The 19,418-nt window shown below is 65.1% G+C and carries 19 protein-coding genes; 6 read left to right on the forward strand and 13 right to left on the reverse strand.

Annotated features, from left to right (window positions below):
• Positions 1 to 131 precede the first annotated feature (131 nt).
• Both BM118_RS20430 and BM118_RS20435 read right to left on the reverse strand, forming a co-directional pair.
• Positions 132 to 1,457: an MFS transporter gene (locus tag BM118_RS20430; RefSeq protein ID WP_092187280.1), complete on the reverse strand. Its 1,326-nt coding sequence runs from the start codon at positions 1,455 to 1,457 to the stop codon at positions 132 to 134.
• Positions 1,458 to 1,598: 141 nt separating this feature from the next.
• On the reverse strand, positions 1,599 to 2,498 hold the full coding sequence (locus tag BM118_RS20435) for a transcriptional regulator GcvA (RefSeq protein ID WP_092187281.1): 900 nt from the start codon (positions 2,496 to 2,498) through the stop codon (positions 1,599 to 1,601).
• Positions 2,499 to 2,608: 110 nt separating this feature from the next.
• Here BM118_RS20435 and BM118_RS20440 point away from each other — a divergent pair, with 110 nt between their 5' ends.
• Both BM118_RS20440 and BM118_RS20445 read left to right on the forward strand, forming a co-directional pair.
• Complete coding sequence (locus tag BM118_RS20440; protein ID WP_092187282.1) at positions 2,609 to 2,812, forward strand: DUF1127 domain-containing protein; 204 nt, start codon at positions 2,609 to 2,611, stop codon at positions 2,810 to 2,812.
• 67 nt (positions 2,813 to 2,879) lie between these two features.
• Positions 2,880 to 3,503, forward strand: coding sequence for a GNAT family N-acetyltransferase (locus BM118_RS20445; RefSeq protein ID WP_092187283.1), 624 nt, complete (start codon positions 2,880 to 2,882; stop codon positions 3,501 to 3,503).
• A 53-nt stretch (positions 3,504 to 3,556) separates the two neighbouring features.
• On the opposite strand, the gene BM118_RS20450 is transcribed toward BM118_RS20445, so the two are convergent.
• Positions 3,557 to 4,396: an oxidoreductase gene (locus BM118_RS20450; RefSeq protein WP_092187284.1), complete on the reverse strand. Its 840-nt coding sequence runs from the start codon at positions 4,394 to 4,396 to the stop codon at positions 3,557 to 3,559.
• A gap of 119 nt (positions 4,397 to 4,515) precedes the next feature.
• On the opposite strand from BM118_RS20450, the gene BM118_RS20455 reads away from it, so the two are divergent.
• A complete protein-coding gene (locus tag BM118_RS20455) occupies positions 4,516 to 5,406 on the forward strand; it encodes a LysR family transcriptional regulator (RefSeq protein ID WP_092187285.1) in 891 nt (296 codons plus the stop codon).
• Positions 5,407 to 5,478: 72 nt separating this feature from the next.
• Here BM118_RS20455 and BM118_RS20460 read toward each other — a convergent pair whose 3' ends face one another.
• Both BM118_RS20460 and BM118_RS20465 read right to left on the reverse strand, forming a co-directional pair.
• A complete protein-coding gene (locus BM118_RS20460; protein WP_092187286.1) occupies positions 5,479 to 6,309 on the reverse strand; it encodes an enoyl-CoA hydratase in 831 nt (276 codons plus the stop codon).
• Between the two features lie 109 nt (positions 6,310 to 6,418).
• Positions 6,419 to 7,120 carry an SDR family NAD(P)-dependent oxidoreductase gene (locus BM118_RS20465; RefSeq protein WP_092187287.1) on the reverse strand — a complete coding sequence of 234 codons (702 nt, stop codon included), beginning with the start codon at positions 7,118 to 7,120 and terminating at the stop codon, positions 6,419 to 6,421.
• A gap of 234 nt (positions 7,121 to 7,354) precedes the next feature.
• Here BM118_RS20465 and BM118_RS20470 point away from each other — a divergent pair, with 234 nt between their 5' ends.
• Positions 7,355 to 9,139 (forward strand): acyl-CoA dehydrogenase family protein, encoded by a 1,785-nt coding sequence (locus BM118_RS20470; RefSeq protein ID WP_092187288.1) that lies wholly within the window; start codon positions 7,355 to 7,357, stop codon positions 9,137 to 9,139.
• Between the two features lie 44 nt (positions 9,140 to 9,183).
• Entirely contained in the window at positions 9,184 to 10,272 is a 1,089-nt protein-coding gene (locus tag BM118_RS20475; RefSeq protein ID WP_027543401.1) for a Zn-dependent alcohol dehydrogenase, read from the forward strand.
• A 248-nt stretch (positions 10,273 to 10,520) separates the two neighbouring features.
• Here BM118_RS20475 and BM118_RS20480 read toward each other — a convergent pair whose 3' ends face one another.
• The 8 genes from BM118_RS20480 to BM118_RS20515 all read right to left on the reverse strand — a co-directional run bounded on the left by BM118_RS20480 (position 10,521) and on the right by BM118_RS20515 (position 18,731).
• Complete coding sequence (locus BM118_RS20480; RefSeq protein ID WP_092187289.1) at positions 10,521 to 10,874, reverse strand: nuclear transport factor 2 family protein; 354 nt, start codon at positions 10,872 to 10,874, stop codon at positions 10,521 to 10,523.
• A gap of 158 nt (positions 10,875 to 11,032) precedes the next feature.
• Positions 11,033 to 12,505 carry an amidase gene (locus tag BM118_RS20485; RefSeq protein WP_092187290.1) on the reverse strand — a complete coding sequence of 491 codons (1,473 nt, stop codon included), beginning with the start codon at positions 12,503 to 12,505 and terminating at the stop codon, positions 11,033 to 11,035.
• Positions 12,506 to 12,759: 254 nt separating this feature from the next.
• Positions 12,760 to 13,731 (reverse strand): iron exporter MbfA, encoded by a 972-nt coding sequence (gene mbfA / locus BM118_RS20490; RefSeq protein ID WP_092187291.1) that lies wholly within the window; start codon positions 13,729 to 13,731, stop codon positions 12,760 to 12,762.
• Positions 13,732 to 13,818: 87 nt separating this feature from the next.
• Positions 13,819 to 14,961, reverse strand: coding sequence for an alpha/beta hydrolase (locus BM118_RS20495; RefSeq protein WP_177234496.1), 1,143 nt, complete (start codon positions 14,959 to 14,961; stop codon positions 13,819 to 13,821).
• 147 nt (positions 14,962 to 15,108) lie between these two features.
• The gene (locus tag BM118_RS20500; RefSeq protein WP_092187293.1) at positions 15,109 to 15,978 is read right to left on the reverse strand and encodes an MBL fold metallo-hydrolase; all 870 of its coding nucleotides are present in this window, start codon (positions 15,976 to 15,978) and stop codon (positions 15,109 to 15,111) included.
• A 15-nt stretch (positions 15,979 to 15,993) separates the two neighbouring features.
• Positions 15,994 to 16,605: a glutathione S-transferase family protein gene (locus tag BM118_RS20505; RefSeq protein ID WP_092187294.1), complete on the reverse strand. Its 612-nt coding sequence runs from the start codon at positions 16,603 to 16,605 to the stop codon at positions 15,994 to 15,996.
• Between the two features lie 186 nt (positions 16,606 to 16,791).
• Positions 16,792 to 17,634 carry a fumarylacetoacetate hydrolase family protein gene (locus tag BM118_RS20510; protein WP_092187295.1) on the reverse strand — a complete coding sequence of 281 codons (843 nt, stop codon included), beginning with the start codon at positions 17,632 to 17,634 and terminating at the stop codon, positions 16,792 to 16,794.
• 248 nt (positions 17,635 to 17,882) lie between these two features.
• The gene (locus BM118_RS20515; protein ID WP_177234497.1) at positions 17,883 to 18,731 is read right to left on the reverse strand and encodes an MBL fold metallo-hydrolase; all 849 of its coding nucleotides are present in this window, start codon (positions 18,729 to 18,731) and stop codon (positions 17,883 to 17,885) included.
• A gap of 123 nt (positions 18,732 to 18,854) precedes the next feature.
• Between BM118_RS20515 and BM118_RS20520 the strand changes: the two genes are divergently transcribed.
• Positions 18,855 to 19,331 carry a DUF3775 domain-containing protein gene (locus BM118_RS20520; RefSeq protein WP_177234498.1) on the forward strand — a complete coding sequence of 159 codons (477 nt, stop codon included), beginning with the start codon at positions 18,855 to 18,857 and terminating at the stop codon, positions 19,329 to 19,331.
• The last annotated feature ends 87 nt before the right edge of the window (positions 19,332 to 19,418 follow it).

Raw genomic sequence — 19,418 nt, forward strand, 5'->3', positions numbered from 1 at the left:
CATTCCGGGGCGATGCGAAGCATCGAGCTATGATGCGCAATGGCGCATCAGAGAATCCATCGTGCGACAGGAATGCTGGGAGAAATGGATTCCGGGTTCGCCTCTTCGAGGCGCCCCGGAATGACACTGAGCTAGTGCCCCGCAACCGGCTCCGCCACCGCATCATATGTCGGCACCGCCTTGCCGCCGCTGCGATACACCGTCGAGGCCGCGATGATGCCGAGCAGGGCGGCGAACATCAGCCAGAAGCCGGGCGAGGCCTTGTCGCCGGTCCGCTCGATCAGCCAGGTCGAGGCGAGCGGCGTGAAGGTGCCGAACAGCGCGGCGGCGAGCGCGAAGGCGAGCGAGAAGCAGGTGGTGCGGACATGCGCCGGCACGATCTCGACGAGGGCGCCGAGCATGGTGCCGCTGTAGACGCCGAAATAGAACGAGAACATCATCTCGACCGCGAGCAGCTTGCCGAAGGTCGGCGCGGCCACCAGCCAGTGCAGCGCCGGGTAGGCGGTGACGAGCGCGAGGCAGGCGATGGTGATCAGCACCGGCTTGCGGCCGATGCGATCGGACAGCGCGCCACCGACCGGATTCCAGAAGAAGTTGGTCACGGCGACCAGCAGCGTCACGAGCAGCGCGTCCTGCGTCGACAGCTTCAGCACCGTTTTGCCGAAGGTCGGCGTGTACACCGTGACGAAGTAGAACGTCGTCGTGGTCAGGATCGCGATCATCATGCCGAGGATCACGATGCGCCAGTTGGCGAGCGCGGAGGCGAACACCTCGCTCGCCGTCGGATGCTTCTTCATGGCGAGGAAGGCCGGTGTCTCCTCGAGCGTGCGCCGCAGGACGAAGATCAGGGGAATGATCAGGCAGCCGACGAAGAAGGGAATGCGCCAGCCCCAGGCGGCCACCGTGTCGGCCGGCATCACCTCGGAGAGGAGATAGCCGAGGATCGAGGCCACGAAGATCGCGACCTGCTGGCTCGACGACTGGAACGAGGTGTAGAAGCCGCGATTGCCGGGCGTGGAGATTTCGGCGAGATACACCGACACGCCGCCGAGCTCGACGCCGGCGGAGAAGCCTTGCAGCAGGCGGCCGATCAGCACGATGACCGGCGCCGCGATGCCGATGGTCGCGTAGTTCGGGCAGAACGCGATCACGACGGTGCCGATGGCCATGATGCCGAGCGTGACGATCAGGCCCTGGCGGCGGCCGATGCGGTCGATGTAGGCCCCGAGCACGATCGCGCCGACGGGCCGCATCAATGCGCCGAGCCAGAACACGCCGAAGGTGTTGAGCAGCGAGGCCGTCTCGTTGGTGGAGGGGAAGAACGCCTTGCCGATGGCGGCCGCATAGAAGCCGAACAGGAAGAAGTCGAACTGCTCGAGGAAATTGCCGGATGTGGCGCGCAGGATCGCGCCGATGCGCGATTTGATCTCGGGCGGATTGGTTGCTGGTCCAGCCATGACGGAACTCCCTGGGACGTGGCCGGACCGGAACTCAGCGTCACGGCAAGGCGACAGATTGATGCTGCGACAATCTGTCTTACCCCTTGCCGCGCAGGGCGCGGCGGGTCAATCGGTTTTCCAGAGGAAGCTGATGATTTTTCAGGCTTTATTTTGCGTCGCAGCAACGATCCATTGACGGAACGCGGCGAGCTTTGGCGCCTCGCGGCGCCCCTCCGGCGCGACCAGATAGAAACCCGCATCGGCCGGCAGCGCGATCTTGAAGGGGACGACGAGCCGGCCCTTGGCGATGTCGTCCTGCACGTAGGACGTCCGCCCCATCGCCACGCCGATGCCGTCGATCGCAGCCTGGATGGTCATGAAGATCATGTCGAAGGTGATGCCGGGCTGCTTGGCGATATCGGCCGGCAGGCCTGCCGCCGTCAGCCACAGCCGCCAGTCGTCGCTGTTGGCGTTGGAGGTGTGCAGCAGCGGATGATTTCGCAGATCCTCCGGACGCTGTAGCGGCTTGTCGCCGCGCAGCAGCGACGGACTGCACACCGGAAACAGCTCGTCCGCCATCAGCCAGTCGGCACGCAGGCCCGGCCACTGGCCGCGGCCATAGCGGATTGCGGCATCGACATCGTCGCGCTGGAAGTCGACGAGGCTGGTCGACGTGGTGATGCGGACGTCGATGCCGGGATGCTGCTCCTGGAAATCGGTCAGCCGCGGCAGCAGCCATTTTGCCGCAAGCGAGGCCAGCGTCGAGAGGGTCAGCACCTTGTCGTCGTCCCTGCGCAGCAGGCGGTCGGTGGCGAGGCGGAGGTCGTTGAAGGCGGCGCGAACCCCCGGCAGGTAGTCACGCGCCTCCGGCGTCAGCGCCAGCGCGCGGTTTTGCCGAATGAACAGGCGGATGCCGAGCTCCTCCTCCAATCGCCGGATCTGATGGCTGATCGCGGTCTGCGTCACGTTCAGCTCCGTCGCCGCCAGCGTGAAGCTGAGATGGCGCGCGGCGGCCTCAAAGGCCCGCAATCCGTTCAGGGAGGGCAATCTGGCAGTCATTTGGCAGCAGGATACATGACGTTATTTCATGCGAAGAGGTACAAATTGTCGTTTGTCGCAATGCGATGGAGCGCAGATATTAGCCGTCAACTTAGCTCTAGGAGCTGAAAATGTCTACCTTGACCCAGAATTCGATGACAAATCATCATGCGCCAGGCCTGATCCAGCAGATCGGCGAGACGCTCCATGTCTGGCACGAGCGCTACCGGACCCGCCGCGAGCTGACCAACTGGACGGCCCGCGACCTGCAGGACGTCGGCCTGTCCTGGTCCGACATCGCCTATGAGGCCGACAAACCCTTCTGGCGGGCCTGATTGGCCGCCAGGCCGGCGCCGCCTGATCACAGGGGCGCCGGCGGTCCCCTTTCCCAGGGCACGTGTCATGAGCATCCTTCGCCTCGAAGACCTGAAGCAATATTCGGACGTGCTGCGCACGCGGGACGGCGAGGCGCTCAACGTTCGCTTCGTCGAGCCGCGCGACACCGAGGAGCTTCAGCACTATTTCCGCGCGCTCTCGACCCGCTCCCGCTACAACCGCTTCTTCGGCGCGATCAGCGAATTGCCGAAGGGCCTGTTGCACGACTTCCTCCAGGTCGGCGAGCGCGAGCGCTTCACGATCGTCGCGACCAAGATGGTCGACGGCTTCGAGACCATCGTCGCTGAAGCGCGCTACGCGTTGCATGCCGAGACCGCGACGCTCGAATTCGGCCTCTCGGTCGACGACCGCTGGCAGGGCCACGGCATCGCCACCGCGCTCATGAGGAATCTCGAATGCCGCGCGGCCGCGCTGGGCGCCGAGCACATGTTCGGTGACACGCTGCGCTCCAACGAGACCATGATCTCGCTCGCCCGCAAATCCAGATTTGCCTTCGTCAATCATCCCGATGACTGGAAGCTGGTGCGCTTCGACAAGGAGATCGTGGTCGCACCGAAGGACATTCCCTGCGCGAGCTGGCGTCTCGCCGCCCTTTCCCGTCAGGCCGACAGCCCCTCAGCCTCGGCCTGACACGACTGCAAGCCCGGCTCTCTCATCCAGAGCCGGGCATTTTTTTGCCTCACTCAAGCGCCGTCGTTGGTGAAGTCGGTGGAGGTCGCGACCGACCGCCAGCCCGCCAGCTCCTGCGCGACGAACGCGTTTTTCGCCTCGATCCGCTCCACGGTGTCGCTGCCGAGCGGCAGGCGCAGCGGCGGGTTCCTGGCCTCGACCAGCTTGAGGAAGGCCTGCGCCAGCTTGCGCGGGTCGCCGCGCTGGCCACCATTGACGTCGGCCGCATGGGCGCGGGTCTTGCCGACGCTTTCGCGATAGTCGTCGATCACTTGCGCGGTGCGCGACAGCGAGCTGTCGTCGAGGAAGTCGGTGCGGAAGAAGCCGGGCTCGACCACGGTCACCTTGATGCCGAGCGGAGCGACTTCGCCGACCAGCGCCTCGCTGATTCCCTCGACCGCGAACTTGGTCGCCCCGTAGACGCCCCAGCCGGGATAGCCGGCGTAGCCGCCGACCGACGAGATGTTGACGATATGGCCCGACCGCTGGCGGCGCATATGCGGCAGCACCGCGCGGGTGACGCTGAGCAGGCCGAATACGTTCGTGCCGAACAGCTTTTGCGTTTCCGCGTCGCTGGCTTCCTCGATCGCGCCGAGCAGGCCGTATCCGGCGTTGTTGACCAGGATGTCGATGCGGCCGAAGCGCTTCACAGCCTGGCCCGCCGCCTCATGCGCCTCGGCTTCGCTGGTGACGTCGAGCCGCGTCGCCAGCAACCGCTCGTGACTGCCGAGGCGGGCGGTGACCGTGGAAGGATCGCGCGCGGTCGCGACGACGGCATCGCCGGCCTTCAAGGCTGCTTCGGCGATCAACGCGCCAAATCCGCGGGACGCTCCTGTGATGAACCAGACACGCATGATGTTGCCCTCTCCATTCTGGCCCGGCGATGGCCGAAGCCGATGGGCAAGGTGTAGCGACTCGCCATAGCTGAGATAATCCGCTATGTATTATGCAAGCTACTGAGTAAAATTCATCAATGCGGATCGACCCGTCCGACCTCGCGACCTTCCTCGCCATCGCCCGCCACCGCAGTTTTCGCGCGGCGGCGACCGAGCTTGGCGTTACGCCGTCGGCGCTGTCCCACGCCTTGCGCAATATCGAGGAGCGGCTGGGCTTGCGCCTCGTCAACCGTACCACCCGCAGCGTCGCGCTCACCAAGGCCGGCGAGCGGCTGTTCGCCCGCATCACGCCGGCCTTCCGCGACATCGACGACGCGCTCGAGGACCTCAATAATTTTCGCGGCAAGCCCGCCGGCGCGCTGCGCCTCACCGCCGCGCGCCAGTCGGCACAGCTCGTGCTGCTGCCGATCGTGACGCGCTTCCTGAAATCATTCCCTGACGTCAACGTCGAGATCGTCATCAACGATGCGCTGATCGACATGGTCGCGGCCGGCTTCGACGCCGGTGTGCGCTTCGGCGAGACCATTGCCGCCGACATGATCGCGGTGCCGATCGGCCCGCGGCATCGTTTTGCCGTGGTCGGCTCACCCGCCTTCTTCAAGGCGCACAAGCAGCCAGCCACGCCGCGCGACCTGAAAGGCCTGCCTTGCATTCGCTACCGCTTCACCTCAGGCGCGCTCTATCACTGGGAGTTCGAGCGCGGCGGCATCGAGCTCACCATCGACGTCACCGGACCGCTGACGATGAACGACCAGGATCTGATGGTCGATGCCGCGCTCGATGGTGCTGGCCTCGCCTATGTGTTCGAAGCGCAGGTAGAGGCACTATTGGCAAAACGCCAGCTGGTCCGCGTGCTCGCCGACTGGTGCCCGGCCTATCCCGGCTTCTTCCTGTACTACCCAAGCCGCCGCCAATTGCCGGCAGCGCTGCGGGCGTTCGTGGATTTCGCGCGGGCGGCTGCTACGTAGACACCGTGTCTCCCCGGCGTCGTCCCGGCGAAAGCCAGGACGACACCGCGTGTGTGGCACCGCCGCGACGCCCTACTTCCCCGTGAACACCGCCTTGCGCTTCTCGATGAAGGCCTGCACCGCCTCCTTGTGATCGGCGGTCGTGGTGAGGCGGATCAGCCGTTCGGCCTCGTGGTCGCGGGCGGTCTCGAAATCGAACTGGATGGCCTCGTCGAGATTGTCCTTCATGTAGCGCAGCGCCAGGCGCGGGCCTTCGGCGAGGGATTTGGCCAGCGCGAAGGCCTCGGCTTGCAGTCGGTCGTCGGGCACGACGCGGTTGACGAGGCCGATGGCTTCACAACGCGCGGCATCGACCCTGTCGCCGGTGAACATCAGCTCGCGCGCCCGCGCGGTGCCGACCAGCCGCGTCAACAGCCAGGCGATGCCGTAATCGCCACTCAGCGCGATGCGGGCATAGCCGGTGGCGACGAAGGCCGATTGCGCGGCGATGCGGATGTCGCAGGCCATGGCGATGGCAAGCCCCGCGCCGACCGCCGGCCCCGGCAGCGCGGCGATCGTGGGCTTGCGCACCGACACCAGTGCGCCGGTGAGCAGCCGCTGCCGCTCCTGGAGATCGGTGATGCGATCCTCCAGCGACATCTCCAGCTTCTTCGGATCGCGATGCGCACCCATGCCCTTGACGTTGCCGCCGGCGCAGAACGCTTCGCCCGCGCCGGTAATCAGCAGCGCGCCGACCTTGGGATCTTCGGCGCAGGTGCGGATCATCGTGCGCAGCGCCGGCGTCAGCGTATCCGACAGCGAATTGCGCGCCTCCGGCCGGTTCAGCGTGATCACCGCGACGCGGTCGCGGATGACGCAGAGGAGTTCGTTTGTGCCGGTGTCGACGGTGGTGTCCGTGGTCATGTCGCTCCCCGTTCATTGTTGTCATTCCGGGGCGATGCGAAGCATCGAACCCGGAATCTCGAGATTCCGGGTTCGGCTCTTCGAGCCGCCCCGGAATGACAAACTCAACTCAAAACTTCTCCACCCACGGCCGCAGCTCCAGCTCCCAGCTCCAGGCGCTGCGCGGCTGCTGCAACACGTTCCAGTAGCTCTCCGCGATCGCGTCGGGATCGAGCATTGAATCCGGATTGTCGGCTGCTTCCGTCCGTGCCGCGCTCCTGATGCCGCCGTCGATCACGAAATGCGCGACATGGATGCCCTGCGGCGACAATTCGCGCGCCAGGCTCTGGGCGAGACCGCGCAGCGCGAACTTGCCCATCGCGAAGGAAGCGGACTGCGCATAGCCCTTGACGCTGGCCGAAGCGCCGGTGAACAGGATCGCGCCGTGCCTGTTTGGCAGCATGCGCTTTGCCGCCTGCTGCGCCACCAGGAAACCGCCATAGGCGCTGATCGCGATCGCCTGCGCGACATCGGCCGGGACGAGGTCGACGAACGGTCCCCGGGTGCGGCCGCTGGCGTTGTAGACGACGAGATCGGGCGTGCCGATCTCGCGCTCGACGAGGCCGAACAGGCGCTCGACCTCATCCGGCTCGGTCGCGTTGCAGGCATAGGCTCTTGCACCGGTCTCGGTGCAGAGCGCGCCCAGCTTCTCGATCTTCCGCGCGGCAAGCGCCACGCGAATGCCTTGTGTGGACAGCAGCCGCGCCAGCGAGGCGCTCAGGCCTTCGCCGGCGCCGACGATGAGCGCGATCTTGTATTTCGGGTGTTCCATGGCGTGATCTCTCGGAGACGGGAAGCCGCTGATCTATGCATCCGCCGTGCGGACAACCAGCCGGGGTGCAGGCCCGGCCGATCACAATTCCGCAGAGCGAATTGCTCCTTCACGGCGATCATGCCTCCCTGACAATTTGCGGCTTTATCCGGCTTCCTGGCTGGAGCATGATCGACATCATCCCAAGCGGCAAGTGCTAAGAAATGCCGGCGGGCGGAAACGAAGAGGACGATCATGCACAAGCCGGTCATAGCGCAGCCGAAAAATGCCGCGGCCGCACCATCCGGCCTGCTGGCGCCCGATACCACAGGCATGAATTTCTACCGTGCCGATCCGGCGCTGACGGATCTCTTGCGCATCCATCTGCCGGAGATGCTGTTCCGTCACATCGAGCCGCATCTCGACCGCCTTGGTGAGCTCGCCGGCGGTCATCTCGACGACTGCGCGCGCCTCGCCGACCGGCACACGCCGGTGCTGCACCAGCGCGACAAGTTCGGCCGCGACATGCAGTGGATCGAATACCACCCGGCCTATCGCGAACTGGAGAAGGCTGCCTTCGGCGAGTTCGGCATCCACGCACTGTCGATCCGCAAGGGCATCATGGGCTGGCCGGACAAATATCCTGTCGTGGCGAAACACGCCTTCACCTTCCTGTTCAACCAGACCGAATTCGGCATGGGCTGTCCGATCAACGTCACCGACGGCTGCGCAAAACTCTTGGCGAACTTTGGCAGCGAGGCGTTGAAGGCGAAATATCTGGATGGTCTGACGCAGACCGACATGGGCAAGCTGACCCAGGGCGGCCAGTTCATGACCGAGAAGGAGGGCGGCTCCGACGTCGGCACGCTGGCCACGCGCGCGGTGCAGGAGGGTGACCATTGGCGCCTCTACGGCGAAAAATGGTTCTGCTCGAATGCCGATGCCAAGGTCGTGATGCTGCTGGCGCGTCCCGAAGGCGCCGGCCCCGGCACGCGCGGCGTCGGCCTGTTCCTGATGCCGCGTTTCCTCGACGACGGCTCGCAGAACCACTACCGGATCGTGCGTCTGAAGGACAAGCTCGGCACGCGCTCGATGGCGTCAGGGGAGATCAAGCTCGAAGGCGCGATCGCCTACGCCGTCGGCAAGCTCGACCGCGGCTTCGTGCAGATGGCCGAGATGGTGAATTCGTCGCGGCTCTCCAACGGCGTCAAATCCACCGCGCTGATGCGCCGCGCCTATCACGACGCCATGACGGTCGCGAAGAACCGCGTGGTGTTCGGCAGCCGCATCATCGATCTGCCGCTCGGCCGGCGGCAGATGCTAAAGATCATGCTGCCGGTCGAGCAGGCGCTGTCGATGAGCTTCCTCACTGCGGACGCGCTCGACCGGGCCGAGGCGGGCAGCCAGGATGCGGCGGCGCTGCTGCGTATCCTCACCCCGACATTGAAGTTCCGCGCCACGCGCGATGCACGCAAGGTCTGCGGCGATGCGCTCGAGATGCGTGGCGGCATCGGCTATATCGAGGAATTCGCCACGGCCCGCCTGCTGCGCGACGCCCATCTCGGCTCGGTCTGGGAAGGCACCGGCAACATCGTCGCGATCGATGCGCTCCGGCGCGCGGTCGGCCGTCACGGCGCCGAATCTGCGCTGGCCGCGGATCTGCATGCCCGGCTCGACGACAGCGCCTCGGTGCCGCAGGCCTGGTGCGACCGCCTGCGCGGCCTCACCGATCGCGCGGTCGGTTTCGCGCGCGAGGTTGCGGGGAAATCCGAGAACGAGGCTGACGCGCGCCGCGCCACCAGCCTGCTCTATCACGTCGCAAGTGCGGTCGCGCTCGCCTGGGAGTCGCATCGCATCCACGCTATGCGCGGCGATGCGCGCCGGCTGCTGCTGTCGCGGCTCGTGATCGATCACCGGGTCTCGCCGAACGATCCGTTCCGGCTGACGGAAAATGCCGAGCAAGCGAAGATCGCCGAGCTTCTGCTTGGCGAGCGCGTGGCTGGGATGAGCGAGGTTGGCGAACTGGTTCTGGCAGCGTAGGCTGCGCCCGCGTTCAAAGCAAAAAAAGCGACAGGGAGTGCTCGATGAAGGCCGCCGTCCTCTATGAAGTCAACAAGCCGCTGGTCATCGAGGATGTCAGCCTGCCGAAGCCGGGCCCGCGCGAGGTCTTGATCCGCACATCGGTCGCCGGCCTCTGCCATTCCGACCTGCACTTCATGGAAGGCCTTTATCCGCATCCGCTGCCCGCGGTGCTCGGGCATGAATCCGCCGGCGTGGTCGAGCAGGTCGGCTCCGACGTAACTTACGTGAAGCCGGGCGACCACGTCGTCACCTGCCTGTCGGTGTTCTGCGGCACCTGCGACAACTGCACCACCGGCCGCACCGTGCTCTGCACCGATACCACGGTGAAGCTGCTGCCGGGCGTCTCCGACCGCATGCAATGGTCGCGCTCCGAGAAGCTGCATCAGTTCCTCAATCTCTCGTCCTTCGCCGAGCAGATGCTGGTGCACGAGAACGCGATCGTCAAAATCAGGAAGGAGATGCCGCTTGATCTTGCCGCGCTGATCGGCTGCGGCGTCATCACCGGCTACGGCGCGGTGGTGAACACGGCGAAGGTGACGGCCGGCGAGACCGTCGCGGTGATCGGCTGCGGCGGCGTCGGCATGGCCGCGATCAACGGCGCGCAGATCGCCGGCGCCGGCCGCATCATCGCCATCGACACCAACCCGGCCAAGCTCCAGCTCGCGACCAAGCTGGGCGCGACCGACATCATCAATCCCGCCGACGGCGACGTCGTGAAGCAGGTGCGCGATCTCACCAATGGCGGCGTGCATCACTCCTTCGAGGTGCTCGGCCGCAAGGAAACGGCGGAGCAGGCGTTTGGCATGCTCGCCTCCGGCGGCACCGCCACCATCGTCGGCATGATCCCGTTCGGCCAGAAGATCGAGCTGCACGGCTTCGACTTCCTCCGCGAACGCAAGATCCAGGGCTCGTCCATGGGCTCGAACCATTTCCGCGTCGACATGCCGCGCCTGGTCGATTTCTACCTGCGCGGCCGGCTGCACCTGGAGGACTGGATCTCGGCCAAGCTGAAGCTGTCGGAGATCAACGAGGGTTTTGCCAACATGAAGGCGGGCAAGACGCTGCGGAGCGTGATCGTGTTTGATAGCTGATTGCTTCACCTCTCCCCGCTCTTTGCGGGGAGAGGTCGGATCGCCCCCGGCGATGCGTAGCATCGTCCGGCGCGATCCGGGTGAGGGGCCGTGCGCGACGGTGCCTTACGATTGGCCTCTCCGACTCCTCGAATGATCGGTCGGCAACTACCGGACTCGTAGTCGGCAGTGTGCCATGCCCCTCACCCGCCGCCTGCGCTACGCTCCGGCGTCGACCTCTCCCCGCATTGCGGGGAGAGGTGAAATCCTCACCGCGACACGTGCGCCGACACCGCGAGCCATCTGCCGTTCTTCTTCGTCCAGCAATCGGTGTAGCGGCCCGTCGCCTGCTGGCCGTCTCCCGTGGTGTAGCTTGTCGTCGCGTGGATGATGGCGAAGTCGCCCATGATGCGGATGATGACGTCGTGCTCCCTGAGGTTCCGGATCGCGATCGGCCGCGCCGTCTGTTCCAGGAAGGCGGCGCGGTCGACCAATGTCTTGTCGGGATTGGAGCAATAGAACTCCGGCGCCAGGATCTCGTCGAACCGCTTGACGTCGCAGTTCTGCACGGAGGCGACGTAGTCGCGGTTGAGCGCGGTGAGCTCTTCCATGTCCTGGCTCATGGCGTTCCTCTCCTTCTTGTCATTCCGGAGCGCGCGTCGCGCGAAGCGCGACGTTATTTTGCTCCGTCATTGCGAGGAGCCCTTGCGACGAAGCAACCCAGAATTTCTCCGTCGCGGCAGTCTGGATTGCTTCGCGTCGCTCGCAATGACGAGAGAGACTAATCATCGAACAATGGCGGCGGTGTGAAGCCGCCGAACTCGCGCTCGATCAGTTCGGCGAGCCTCAAGGGCGTGCGATCCTCGAGGAAGGGGCCGATGATCTGGACGCCGACCGGCAGCCCGTTTTTCGACAGTCCCAGCGGAACGGCCGTTGCCGGCAGGCCCGGAAGCGTCGCAATGCCGGGCCAGGCGAGCTGGTCGGAATAAGGATAGTCCGTGCCGTCGATGTCGATTCTTCGCAGGCGCTGCTCCGGCGAATGATCATGCGGAAAGGCCGGCGTCGGCATGATCGGGCAGATCACCGCGTCGAAGTTCTTGAACAGCGCGCGCCATTGCGCGCGCAGGCCGGCGCGGGTGCCGGCGTCGAGCACCCAGGCGCGGTGGCTTGCGGTAATGCCGCGCAGTCGTTCCGCGCCGAGGCTCCGGTCATCTGGCGACAGTTGGCTCGCTCGTGCCCGCGAATCCGCCAGCTCGTCGGGCAGGAAGAACGCGCCGAGGAAGCCCAGCAGCATGCGCATGTAAAGCCGCGACGTCTCCGCGAAGTCCGGAAGCAGCGCGCTCTCGCGCGCGACCGTCACGCCGGCCTTCGTGAGGTCGGTGGCGAGCTTGTCGATCGCGCCGCGCACGTCCCGGTCAGTCGGCAGCAGCGGATGGCTCTCGATCACCAGGACACGAAAATCGCGCAGCGACTGATGCCGCGCAACAGGCAAATCGAGTTTGTAGGCGACGCCGGCATCGAGCGGATCCGGTCCGGCCATGACGTCGAGCAGCAAGGAAAGATCCGCTGCCGTGCGCGCCATCGGACCGATGACGGCGAGGTCGCCTTCGCGCGGAATGGCCGGAAACGGCGGCGGAGTCTCGCCGCGCGCTGCGCAGAGATTGATGGTCGGCTTGTGAGCGAAGATGCCGCAATGAAATGCCGGCACACGCAGGGAGCCGCCGATATCGGAGCCGGTGGCGAGCGCGCAATAGCCTGCGGCGAGGGCTGCCGAAGATCCCCCGGACGATCCACCCGGCGTGCGGCCGAGATCATAGGGGTTGTTCGTGGTGCCGTAGATGTCGTTGTAGCTCTGCCAGTCGCCGAGGCCGACCGGGACGTTGGTCTTGCCGAGGATCACGCCGCCGGCCTGCTTGATGCGTACCACCGGTAGCGCGTCTTCGACAGGCTTGAAATCCTTCTGCGGAACGAAGCCCCAGGTCGTCGGCAGGCCGGCGATGTTGAACGATTCCTTGATCGTCAAGGGCAGGCCGAGCAGCGGCTTGCGCTCGCCGCGCGCCAATGCGGCGTCCGCCTCGCGCGCCGCACCGAGCGCGCGATCGAAATCGCGCACGCAGACCGCGTTGATCTTGCCGTCGTGCCGTTCGATGCGGTCGATCGCGTCCTGCGCGAGCTCGACCGCGGAGACTTTCTTCGCGGTCAGCGCGGCCGACAGCTCGACCGCGCTTTTGAAGCTCCATTCGGATTTGGCCACGGCGCTTCTCCCGCTCTGGTTGTTGGAGGATGATGCGCAGTTTGGCCGAACACCGCAACCGCCGTTTGATCGCGATTGATATGTCTCGCCGGTGGTCATCGGGGCGGCCCAACAACAATTTCGGTGTCATCGCCCGGCTTGGCCGGGCGATCCAGTGTTCCAGAGGCCCGCGTTTGAGAGCTCGCTCTCGCCATATCCGCTGCGGCGTACTGGATCGCCCGCCTTCGCGGGCGATGACAGCGAGTGTGAGGTCGTTACGCCGCCCCGATCAATATCCCCACCGCGAGCACGATGGCGCCGCCGAGCACGATCTGGAACACGGCCTGGAGGAACGGCGTGTCCATGTAGCGCGAGCGGATGAAGGCGATCGCCCATAGCTCGAAGAACACGACGATTCCGGCGATCGCGGTTGCGATCCAGAACGCATTGGCCCAGCTGTCGGGCACCAGATAGGGCGCGGTATGGCCGAGCCCGCCGAGCGTCGTCATCAAGCCGCAGGTGAGACCGCGCAGCCACGGCGAGCCGCGCCCCGTGAGCGATCCGTCGTCGGACAGCGCTTCCGCAAATCCCATGCTGATGCCGGCGCCGATCGAGGCGGCGAGGCCCACCAGAAACGTCTGCCAGTTCTGGTGGGTGGCAAACGCGGCGGCAAACAGCGGCGCCAGCGTCGAGACCGATCCGTCCATCAAGCCGGCAAGGCCCGGCTGCACATATTGCAGCACGAACATGCGGCGGTTGGTGCGATCTTCCTCCGCGCGCACATCGGGGCTGAGGATCTGGCCCGCCAGCTTTGCGGCCATCTCTTCGTGGCCTTTCTCGGCTTCGGCGAGATCGCCGAGCAAACGGCGCACGCCGACATCCTGCGCCTGTTCGGCGGCCTTCACGTAAAAGCGCTCGGCCTGCATTTCCATGGTCTCGACTTCCCTGCGGATGGTGTCGAGCGACAGGTTCTTGGTGAGCCAGACCGGGCGGCGACGCAGGAAGCCTTTGACGTCCTCGCGGCGGATGGGAGGCAGGTGCGGACCGAAGCGCTGCTCGTACATTTCCAGCAGCATGTGACGATGTCCGCGCTCTTCCTCGGCCATCTGCTCGAAGATCTTGGCCGAATCCGGATAACGCTCCCTCAGATCCTCGGCGAAGGTCATGTAGATGCGGCTGTCCTCCTCCTCGGAGGAGATCGCGACCGCAAGCACCTCGCGCTCGGTCAGATCGGCAAAATTCTTCACGACGGCCCTGTCCCACTAGTTTAGAATGGTTCTAAATTATATAGGCCGCCGTGGTTCCCGGGTCAAATCAGCCGGCGCGGGCTTCAGTCAGTAAGTCTTGGCAAGGAAGTCGAGCAGCAAGCGGCTCACCTCGGCCGGCTGCTCCTGCTGCACCCAATGGCCGGCGCCGTCGACGAGATGGCAGCCGAGCATCCTGGTGCACGCGCTTTTCTGCATCGCCTCGAACACGCCGGGGCGCTGATAAGTGCCCCAATCCTGCTTGCCGGAGATGAAGCAGGAGGGCACGTCGATGCTGCGGCCCGAGAACAGCTGCAACTCGTTGTTGAAGGCGGCCGACGTGCCGCAGCGATACCATTGCAGCCCGCCCTGGAAACCGGTGCGGCCATATTCGGCGCTGTAATAGGCGAGCGCGTTGTCCGGCAGCCATTGATTGGCGGCGATCGCCGCCGGCGAGGGCATCTCCTTGGCGACCGTCTCCGCCATGGTCTCGTTCAGGTCCATCACATAATAGGTCGGCAGCTTTGCCAGCTCACCTGCCGACCACGATTTGAGCGGGTAGGGCTTGTTGTCGGTCCAGTCCGCGCTCTTGTGATGGTAATAGGCGCGCAGGAAATCATGCACGCCTTGCGGTGCGTGATGCATGTCGGCGTTCGCGGTGCGCGTCGAATAGTACCATTGATAGTGGATTCGCGGACGCAGCAGGGCCGCGAGCTCGCGATGCACGGGATCTTCGGCCAAAATCTGCGCCGGCGCATCGACCGTGTTGAACGGCAGCGGCGGTGGTCCGCCGAACGGCGCGCTCATCATCACGACCGAGCGGAACACATCGGGCCGGATCAGCGCGCACCAGGATGCGACCGGGCTGCCGAAATCATGCCCGATCAGATCGACCTGCTTGTAGCCGAACGCCGACACCAGCCCCAGCGCGTCACGCACCAGGTTGAACAGACGGAATGGCGCGAGGTCGCCGTCATAGTCCGCGGTCCATCCCGTGGTGCGGCCATAGCCGCGCTGGTCCGGCGCGATCACGTGATAGCCGGCGGCGGCGAGCGCCGGCATCACCTTGCGCCAGGAGAAGGCGAGCTCGGGAAAGCCGTGCAGCAGCAGGATGCAGGGGCGGCCCTTGGTCTCGAAGCCGGCCTCGAGCACATGCATGCGCAAGCCGTTGATGCCGTCGACATAGCGCGAGCGGATGCCGGCGGGCAGGGGGACGTCGGGGAGCGCTGTCATCGTTTCCTCCACTTGGGTGGAATCGTAGGGTGGGTTAGCCGAAGGCGTAACCCACCTCTTCTGTCTCTGCAGAACTTAAAGAGGTGGGTTACGCTCAGCGACTGCGCTTTGCGCAGCCGCAGAGCTAACCCACCCTACGGCATCTCGTTAAACCGCCGCGCAGACGAACGCGTTGCCCTTGCGCCTGATCTTCCCGACCGACGGGGAGGGGAAGTGCGCGGTGCAGCACAGCGTGTCGGTGTCGCAATAGCGTTCCAGGAAGCTGCGGCGCGTCGTTGCCGCCCTGGCCGGGTCGACGTCGAACTTGATCGACAGCTCCGGATAGAGCGTCTGCAACGGCGAGTGCATGAGATCGCCGGAGAACACGGCATCGTCCTTGCCGCGGCCCATCGTAACAGCGATATGGCCCGGCGTGTGGCCGGGTGTCGGCAGGATGCGGACGTGATCGCCGATCTGGTGGTCGTTGCCGACGAGTTCGTGGCGCTTCGCCTCGACCACCGGCAGCACACTGTCCACGAAAGGCGGGATCTCAGTCTTCGCGTTCTGAGCCGACCAATGGTCGAACTCCTGCTTGGCGAAGACGTAGCGCGCCTTGGGGAAGGTCGGCACCCAGCGGCCGTTCTCGAGCCGCGTGTTCCAGCCGACGTGATCGACGTGGAGATGCGTGCACATCACGAAGTCGATGTCGCCAGGCGGGAATCCGGCGGCGCCCAGCGCGCGCAGATAGGTGTCGTCGGCCTTCATGTTCCATTTCGGCCGCTGCGGCCGCGGCTTGTCGTTGCCGATGCAGCTGTCGATCAGAATGGTGTGGTGCGGCGTCTTCACCACATAGGACTGGAAGCACAGCAGCAGCACATCCTGCTCATCCAGCGCCTTGGCCTGCCGCATCCATGCCCGGTTCTCGGCCAGCACCTCGGGTGTCAGTCCCGGCAGCATCTCCATCGCCGGGACGAACGAGGTTTCCTGCTCGATGACGCGATGGATGGTGAGGTCGCCGACGGTGAATTTCAGGCTCATGAGAGCTCCCACGGATTATGCGGCCGGCGGCACCGAGATCTTCACGGAGGGCCGCTCCAGCATCTTCTGGTGGAAGGCGTCGAGTTTCGGATAGGCCTTGCGCCAGCCGCAATCGGCGAAGCGGAAATCGGCATAGCCGAGCACGCAGACGAGGCCGATCTGCGAAATGTCGAAAGGACCGTTCAGGACATCGGGCATGTTCTCGAAGCGCGCCATGCCGGTCCAGGCCCGGTTCCAGTGGTCGTCCGACCACGCCTGCCATTGCAAGCCCTGCGGCCGCACCATTCTCTCGTAGCGGCACAGCAGCATGGAATCGAGCATGCCGTTGGTCAGGGAGTGATTGGTCTTGGCCTTCCAGCGCCGCGGGCCGTAATCCGGGATCAGGCTGCCGCCGGCCATCTCGTTGAGATATTCGACGATGACGTAGGAATCCAGGATCACGTCGCCGTCATTGGTGATCAGCACCGGCAGCTTCTTCAGCGGCGTGATGCGCGAATAGTCCTCGTTGGCCGTGCCCGGCGCGACGGTTGCGGGCGTCAGCTCGATCTTGTCGATCAGCCCAAGCTCGATCGCGGCGATGCGCACCTTGCGGGCGAAGGGCGAGGCGGCGGAGAAGGAGAGTTTCATGCGGACAATTCCCTGCGGTCGATCTTGTACGAACAGCGTCTCCACCGTCATGGTCGGGCTTGACCCGGCCATCCACGCGCTTCCGCGCGGCTAGACTGTGAGACGTGGATGCCCGGGACATCTTGTGAGAAGACGCGCTTCGCGCTGCTGCCCGGGCATGACGACGAGAAGTGTACGGATTGCGGCTCACGCCGCAATAATCTCCTGCCGCTGCTCGCCAAGGCCTTCGATGCCGAGCGTCACGACGTCGCCGACATTGAGGAAGGTCGGCGGCTTCATGCCGAGGCCGACGCCGGGCGGAGTGCCCGTGGTGATGATGTCGCCCGGCAGCAGCGTCATGAACTGCGAGACATAGGAGATGCACTGGGCCATGGAGAAGATCATGGTCTTGGTCGAGCCGGTCTGGCGGCGCTGGCCGTTGACGTCGAGCCACATCGACAGGTTCTGCACGTCCTTGATCTCGTCCTTGGTGGCGAGCCACGGGCCGACCGGGCCAAACGTGTCGTGCGACTTGCCCTTGGTCCACTGGCCGAGGCGCTCGGTCTGGAAGTTGCGTTCGGAGACGTCGTTGCAGACGCAATAGCCGGCCACGTAGTTCAGCGCATCGGCTTCCGAGACGTACTTGGCGCGGGTGCCGATGATCGCGGCGATTTCGACTTCCCAGTCGAGCTTGGTCGAGCCGCGCGGCTTCTCGACCGCGTCGTTGGGGCCGGAGAGCGAGGTGTTCGCCTTCATGAAGATGATCGGCTCGGTCGGGATCGCAGCGCCGGTTTCCTTGGCGTGGTCGCTGTAGTTGAGGCCGATGGCGACGAATTTCGAGATGCCGGTGACCGGCGCGCCGAACCGCGGCTTGCCCGAGACGGCGGGCAGCGAGGCGGGGTCGAGCGCGGCGAGCTTCTTCAGGCTTTCCGGCGAATAGGCCTCGCCGGTCAGGTCCTTCACATGCGCCGACAGGTCGCGCAACTGGCCGGATTTGTCGATCAGGCCGGGCTTTTCCGCACCCTTTTCGCCGTAACGAACAAGCTTCATTCTCGTTTCTCCCTGGAGATGGACCGATCGGTTAAATAGCTTCATGGAACAGGGCGGCGGGAAATTCAACCGCTCAAAGCGGGGCGCATTGCAGGCTTCTGGATTCGGTGGGTGGCGGTCAGTCTCGTGTCCCGGACGCGACGCAGCGCGAAGCGATGCGGCGCAGAGCCGGGACCCAGATTGTGGCCACATGGGCCCCGGCTCTGCAGCGCATCACTTCGTGCTGCGCAGCGTCCGGGGCACGAGACCTAGGTCAGCGCCACGAACCTGAACGCATCCCCGTCCCGCCTGATGTGTCCGGCCGAGTAATGCCCGCCGATCACCAGCGTCGGGGTGTCGGCAAAGCGCGAGAACACCTTGTGCCGCGTTGCCGCCGATTGGGCGGGATCGGTATCGACGATCGAGCACCAGTCGAGATGCGCCATCTGGCAGGGGTGATGGGCGACGTCACCGGTGAGCAGCCCCTGTTCACCGCCGGACTCGATCAGGACGCTCATGTGCCCGGGGCTGTGGCCGGGGGTCGGGATCACGCTGATCTCCTCGCAGAGCCGGTGATCGCCTGGGATCAGCTCGACCTGGCCGGCATCGGCGACCGGCTTCACGGAATCGTTGAACACCGCAACCTTGTCCGGCTCGGCCGTATAATCGCGCCAATACTCATATTCGGTCTTGCCGAACACATAGCGTGCCTTCGGGAAGGTCGGCACCCATTTGCCATCGACCAGTCGCGTATTCCAGCCGACATGGTCGACATGAAGATGCGTGCACAGCACGGTGTCGATGCTGTCAGGGGCAAATCCCACTGCCGTCATGGTCTCCAGAAACGGCGTGCTGCGGTTATTCCAGACCGGGACGCCGCGGCCCTGCTTGTCGTTGCCGAGACCGGTGTCGACCACGATGCGGCGCGTCGGCGTCTCCACCACCAGCGAGTGGATCGACATCTTCAGCCGGCCCTCGTCGGTGGCGAAATGCGGGATCAGCCAGGGCAGCTTCCGGATTTCATCGTTGGTCGCGGCCGGCAGGATGAAGCGGGTCGAGCCGACTGTCTCCATCTCGACGAGTTTCGTGATCTTGACCTTGCCCACCTTCCACGACATCCGGCGTGTCCCCATGTTCTTGCTTTGCGCCGAAACATGCGGGTTTCCGCCATGAAGCGCAATGGATCATCTGATGGCGCGCCGCGTTATCGCTGGAACCCAGGACAAGCCGGAGGGAAGACGATGCCAGAGCTTGCAATTTCCGCCGAGAAGGTCGCTTTCATCATCGAGAAGGCCCGCGAATTCGACGTCAAGGAAGCTGCATCCGATCCGGACTCGGGCTCGAACCCGTCCGACGATGACGACATCGACGTTCTGGAAGACACGGCGTCCGATCCGGTCGCAAGCGAGTTGACCGGCTTCATCGGGGCGCTGAACGAGGACGAGCAGCTCGACCTCGTGACGCTGATGTGGCTCGGCCGCGGCGACGGCTCCGTCGACGAGTGGGACGACCTGCGCGCCCGCGCCGCCGAGGCCCGCGCCGAATACAAGGCGCCCCGGCGCGAAGCTGTGCAATATCTACTGGGTGAGCCGATGCTGGGCGATCTGTTGGCCGACGGTCTCGACGAACTCGGCGTCGACTGGACCGATGAGCGGCTCACCGCCGATTCCTCCGGTCCCAGCGAACGGGACGAGGATGAAGCGACGAAACGGCGGTGAGTGGCGTGGGCCTTGCGGTGAGCAGGGATGATGGGGCTCTGACGTCTCCACATCGTCATGGCCGGGCTTGACCCGGCCATCCACGTC

Source organism: Bradyrhizobium sp. cf659 (assembly GCF_900113725.1).
Taxonomy (GTDB): Bacteria; Pseudomonadota; Alphaproteobacteria; order Rhizobiales; family Xanthobacteraceae; genus Bradyrhizobium.

Coding starts and splice junctions, on each gene's coding strand:
- BM118_RS20450 (WP_092187284.1), bottom strand. CDS start 4,396: ATGCGTGTCTGGTTCATCACAGGAGCGTCCCGCGGATTTGGCGCGTTG.
- BM118_RS20510 (WP_092187295.1), bottom strand. CDS start 17,634: ATGAAGCTTGTTCGTTACGGCGAAAAGGGTGCGGAAAAGCCCGGCCTG.
- BM118_RS20465 (WP_092187287.1), bottom strand. CDS start 7,120: ATGGAACACCCGAAATACAAGATCGCGCTCATCGTCGGCGCCGGCGAA.
- BM118_RS20475 (WP_027543401.1), top strand. CDS start 9,184: ATGAAGGCCGCCGTCCTCTATGAAGTCAACAAGCCGCTGGTCATCGAG.
- BM118_RS20520 (WP_177234498.1), top strand. CDS start 18,855: ATGCCAGAGCTTGCAATTTCCGCCGAGAAGGTCGCTTTCATCATCGAG.
- BM118_RS20460 (WP_092187286.1), bottom strand. CDS start 6,309: ATGACCACGGACACCACCGTCGACACCGGCACAAACGAACTCCTCTGC.
- BM118_RS20500 (WP_092187293.1), bottom strand. CDS start 15,978: ATGAGCCTGAAATTCACCGTCGGCGACCTCACCATCCATCGCGTCATC.
- BM118_RS20455 (WP_092187285.1), top strand. CDS start 4,516: ATGCGGATCGACCCGTCCGACCTCGCGACCTTCCTCGCCATCGCCCGC.
- BM118_RS20505 (WP_092187294.1), bottom strand. CDS start 16,605: ATGAAACTCTCCTTCTCCGCCGCCTCGCCCTTCGCCCGCAAGGTGCGC.
- BM118_RS20440 (WP_092187282.1), top strand. CDS start 2,609: ATGTCTACCTTGACCCAGAATTCGATGACAAATCATCATGCGCCAGGC.
- BM118_RS20435 (WP_092187281.1), bottom strand. CDS start 2,498: ATGACTGCCAGATTGCCCTCCCTGAACGGATTGCGGGCCTTTGAGGCC.
- BM118_RS20470 (WP_092187288.1), top strand. CDS start 7,355: ATGCACAAGCCGGTCATAGCGCAGCCGAAAAATGCCGCGGCCGCACCA.
- BM118_RS20515 (WP_177234497.1), bottom strand. CDS start 18,731: ATGTCGTGGAAGGTGGGCAAGGTCAAGATCACGAAACTCGTCGAGATG.
- BM118_RS20495 (WP_177234496.1), bottom strand. CDS start 14,961: ATGACAGCGCTCCCCGACGTCCCCCTGCCCGCCGGCATCCGCTCGCGC.
- BM118_RS20445 (WP_092187283.1), top strand. CDS start 2,880: ATGAGCATCCTTCGCCTCGAAGACCTGAAGCAATATTCGGACGTGCTG.
- BM118_RS20480 (WP_092187289.1), bottom strand. CDS start 10,874: ATGAGCCAGGACATGGAAGAGCTCACCGCGCTCAACCGCGACTACGTC.
- BM118_RS20430 (WP_092187280.1), bottom strand. CDS start 1,457: ATGGCTGGACCAGCAACCAATCCGCCCGAGATCAAATCGCGCATCGGC.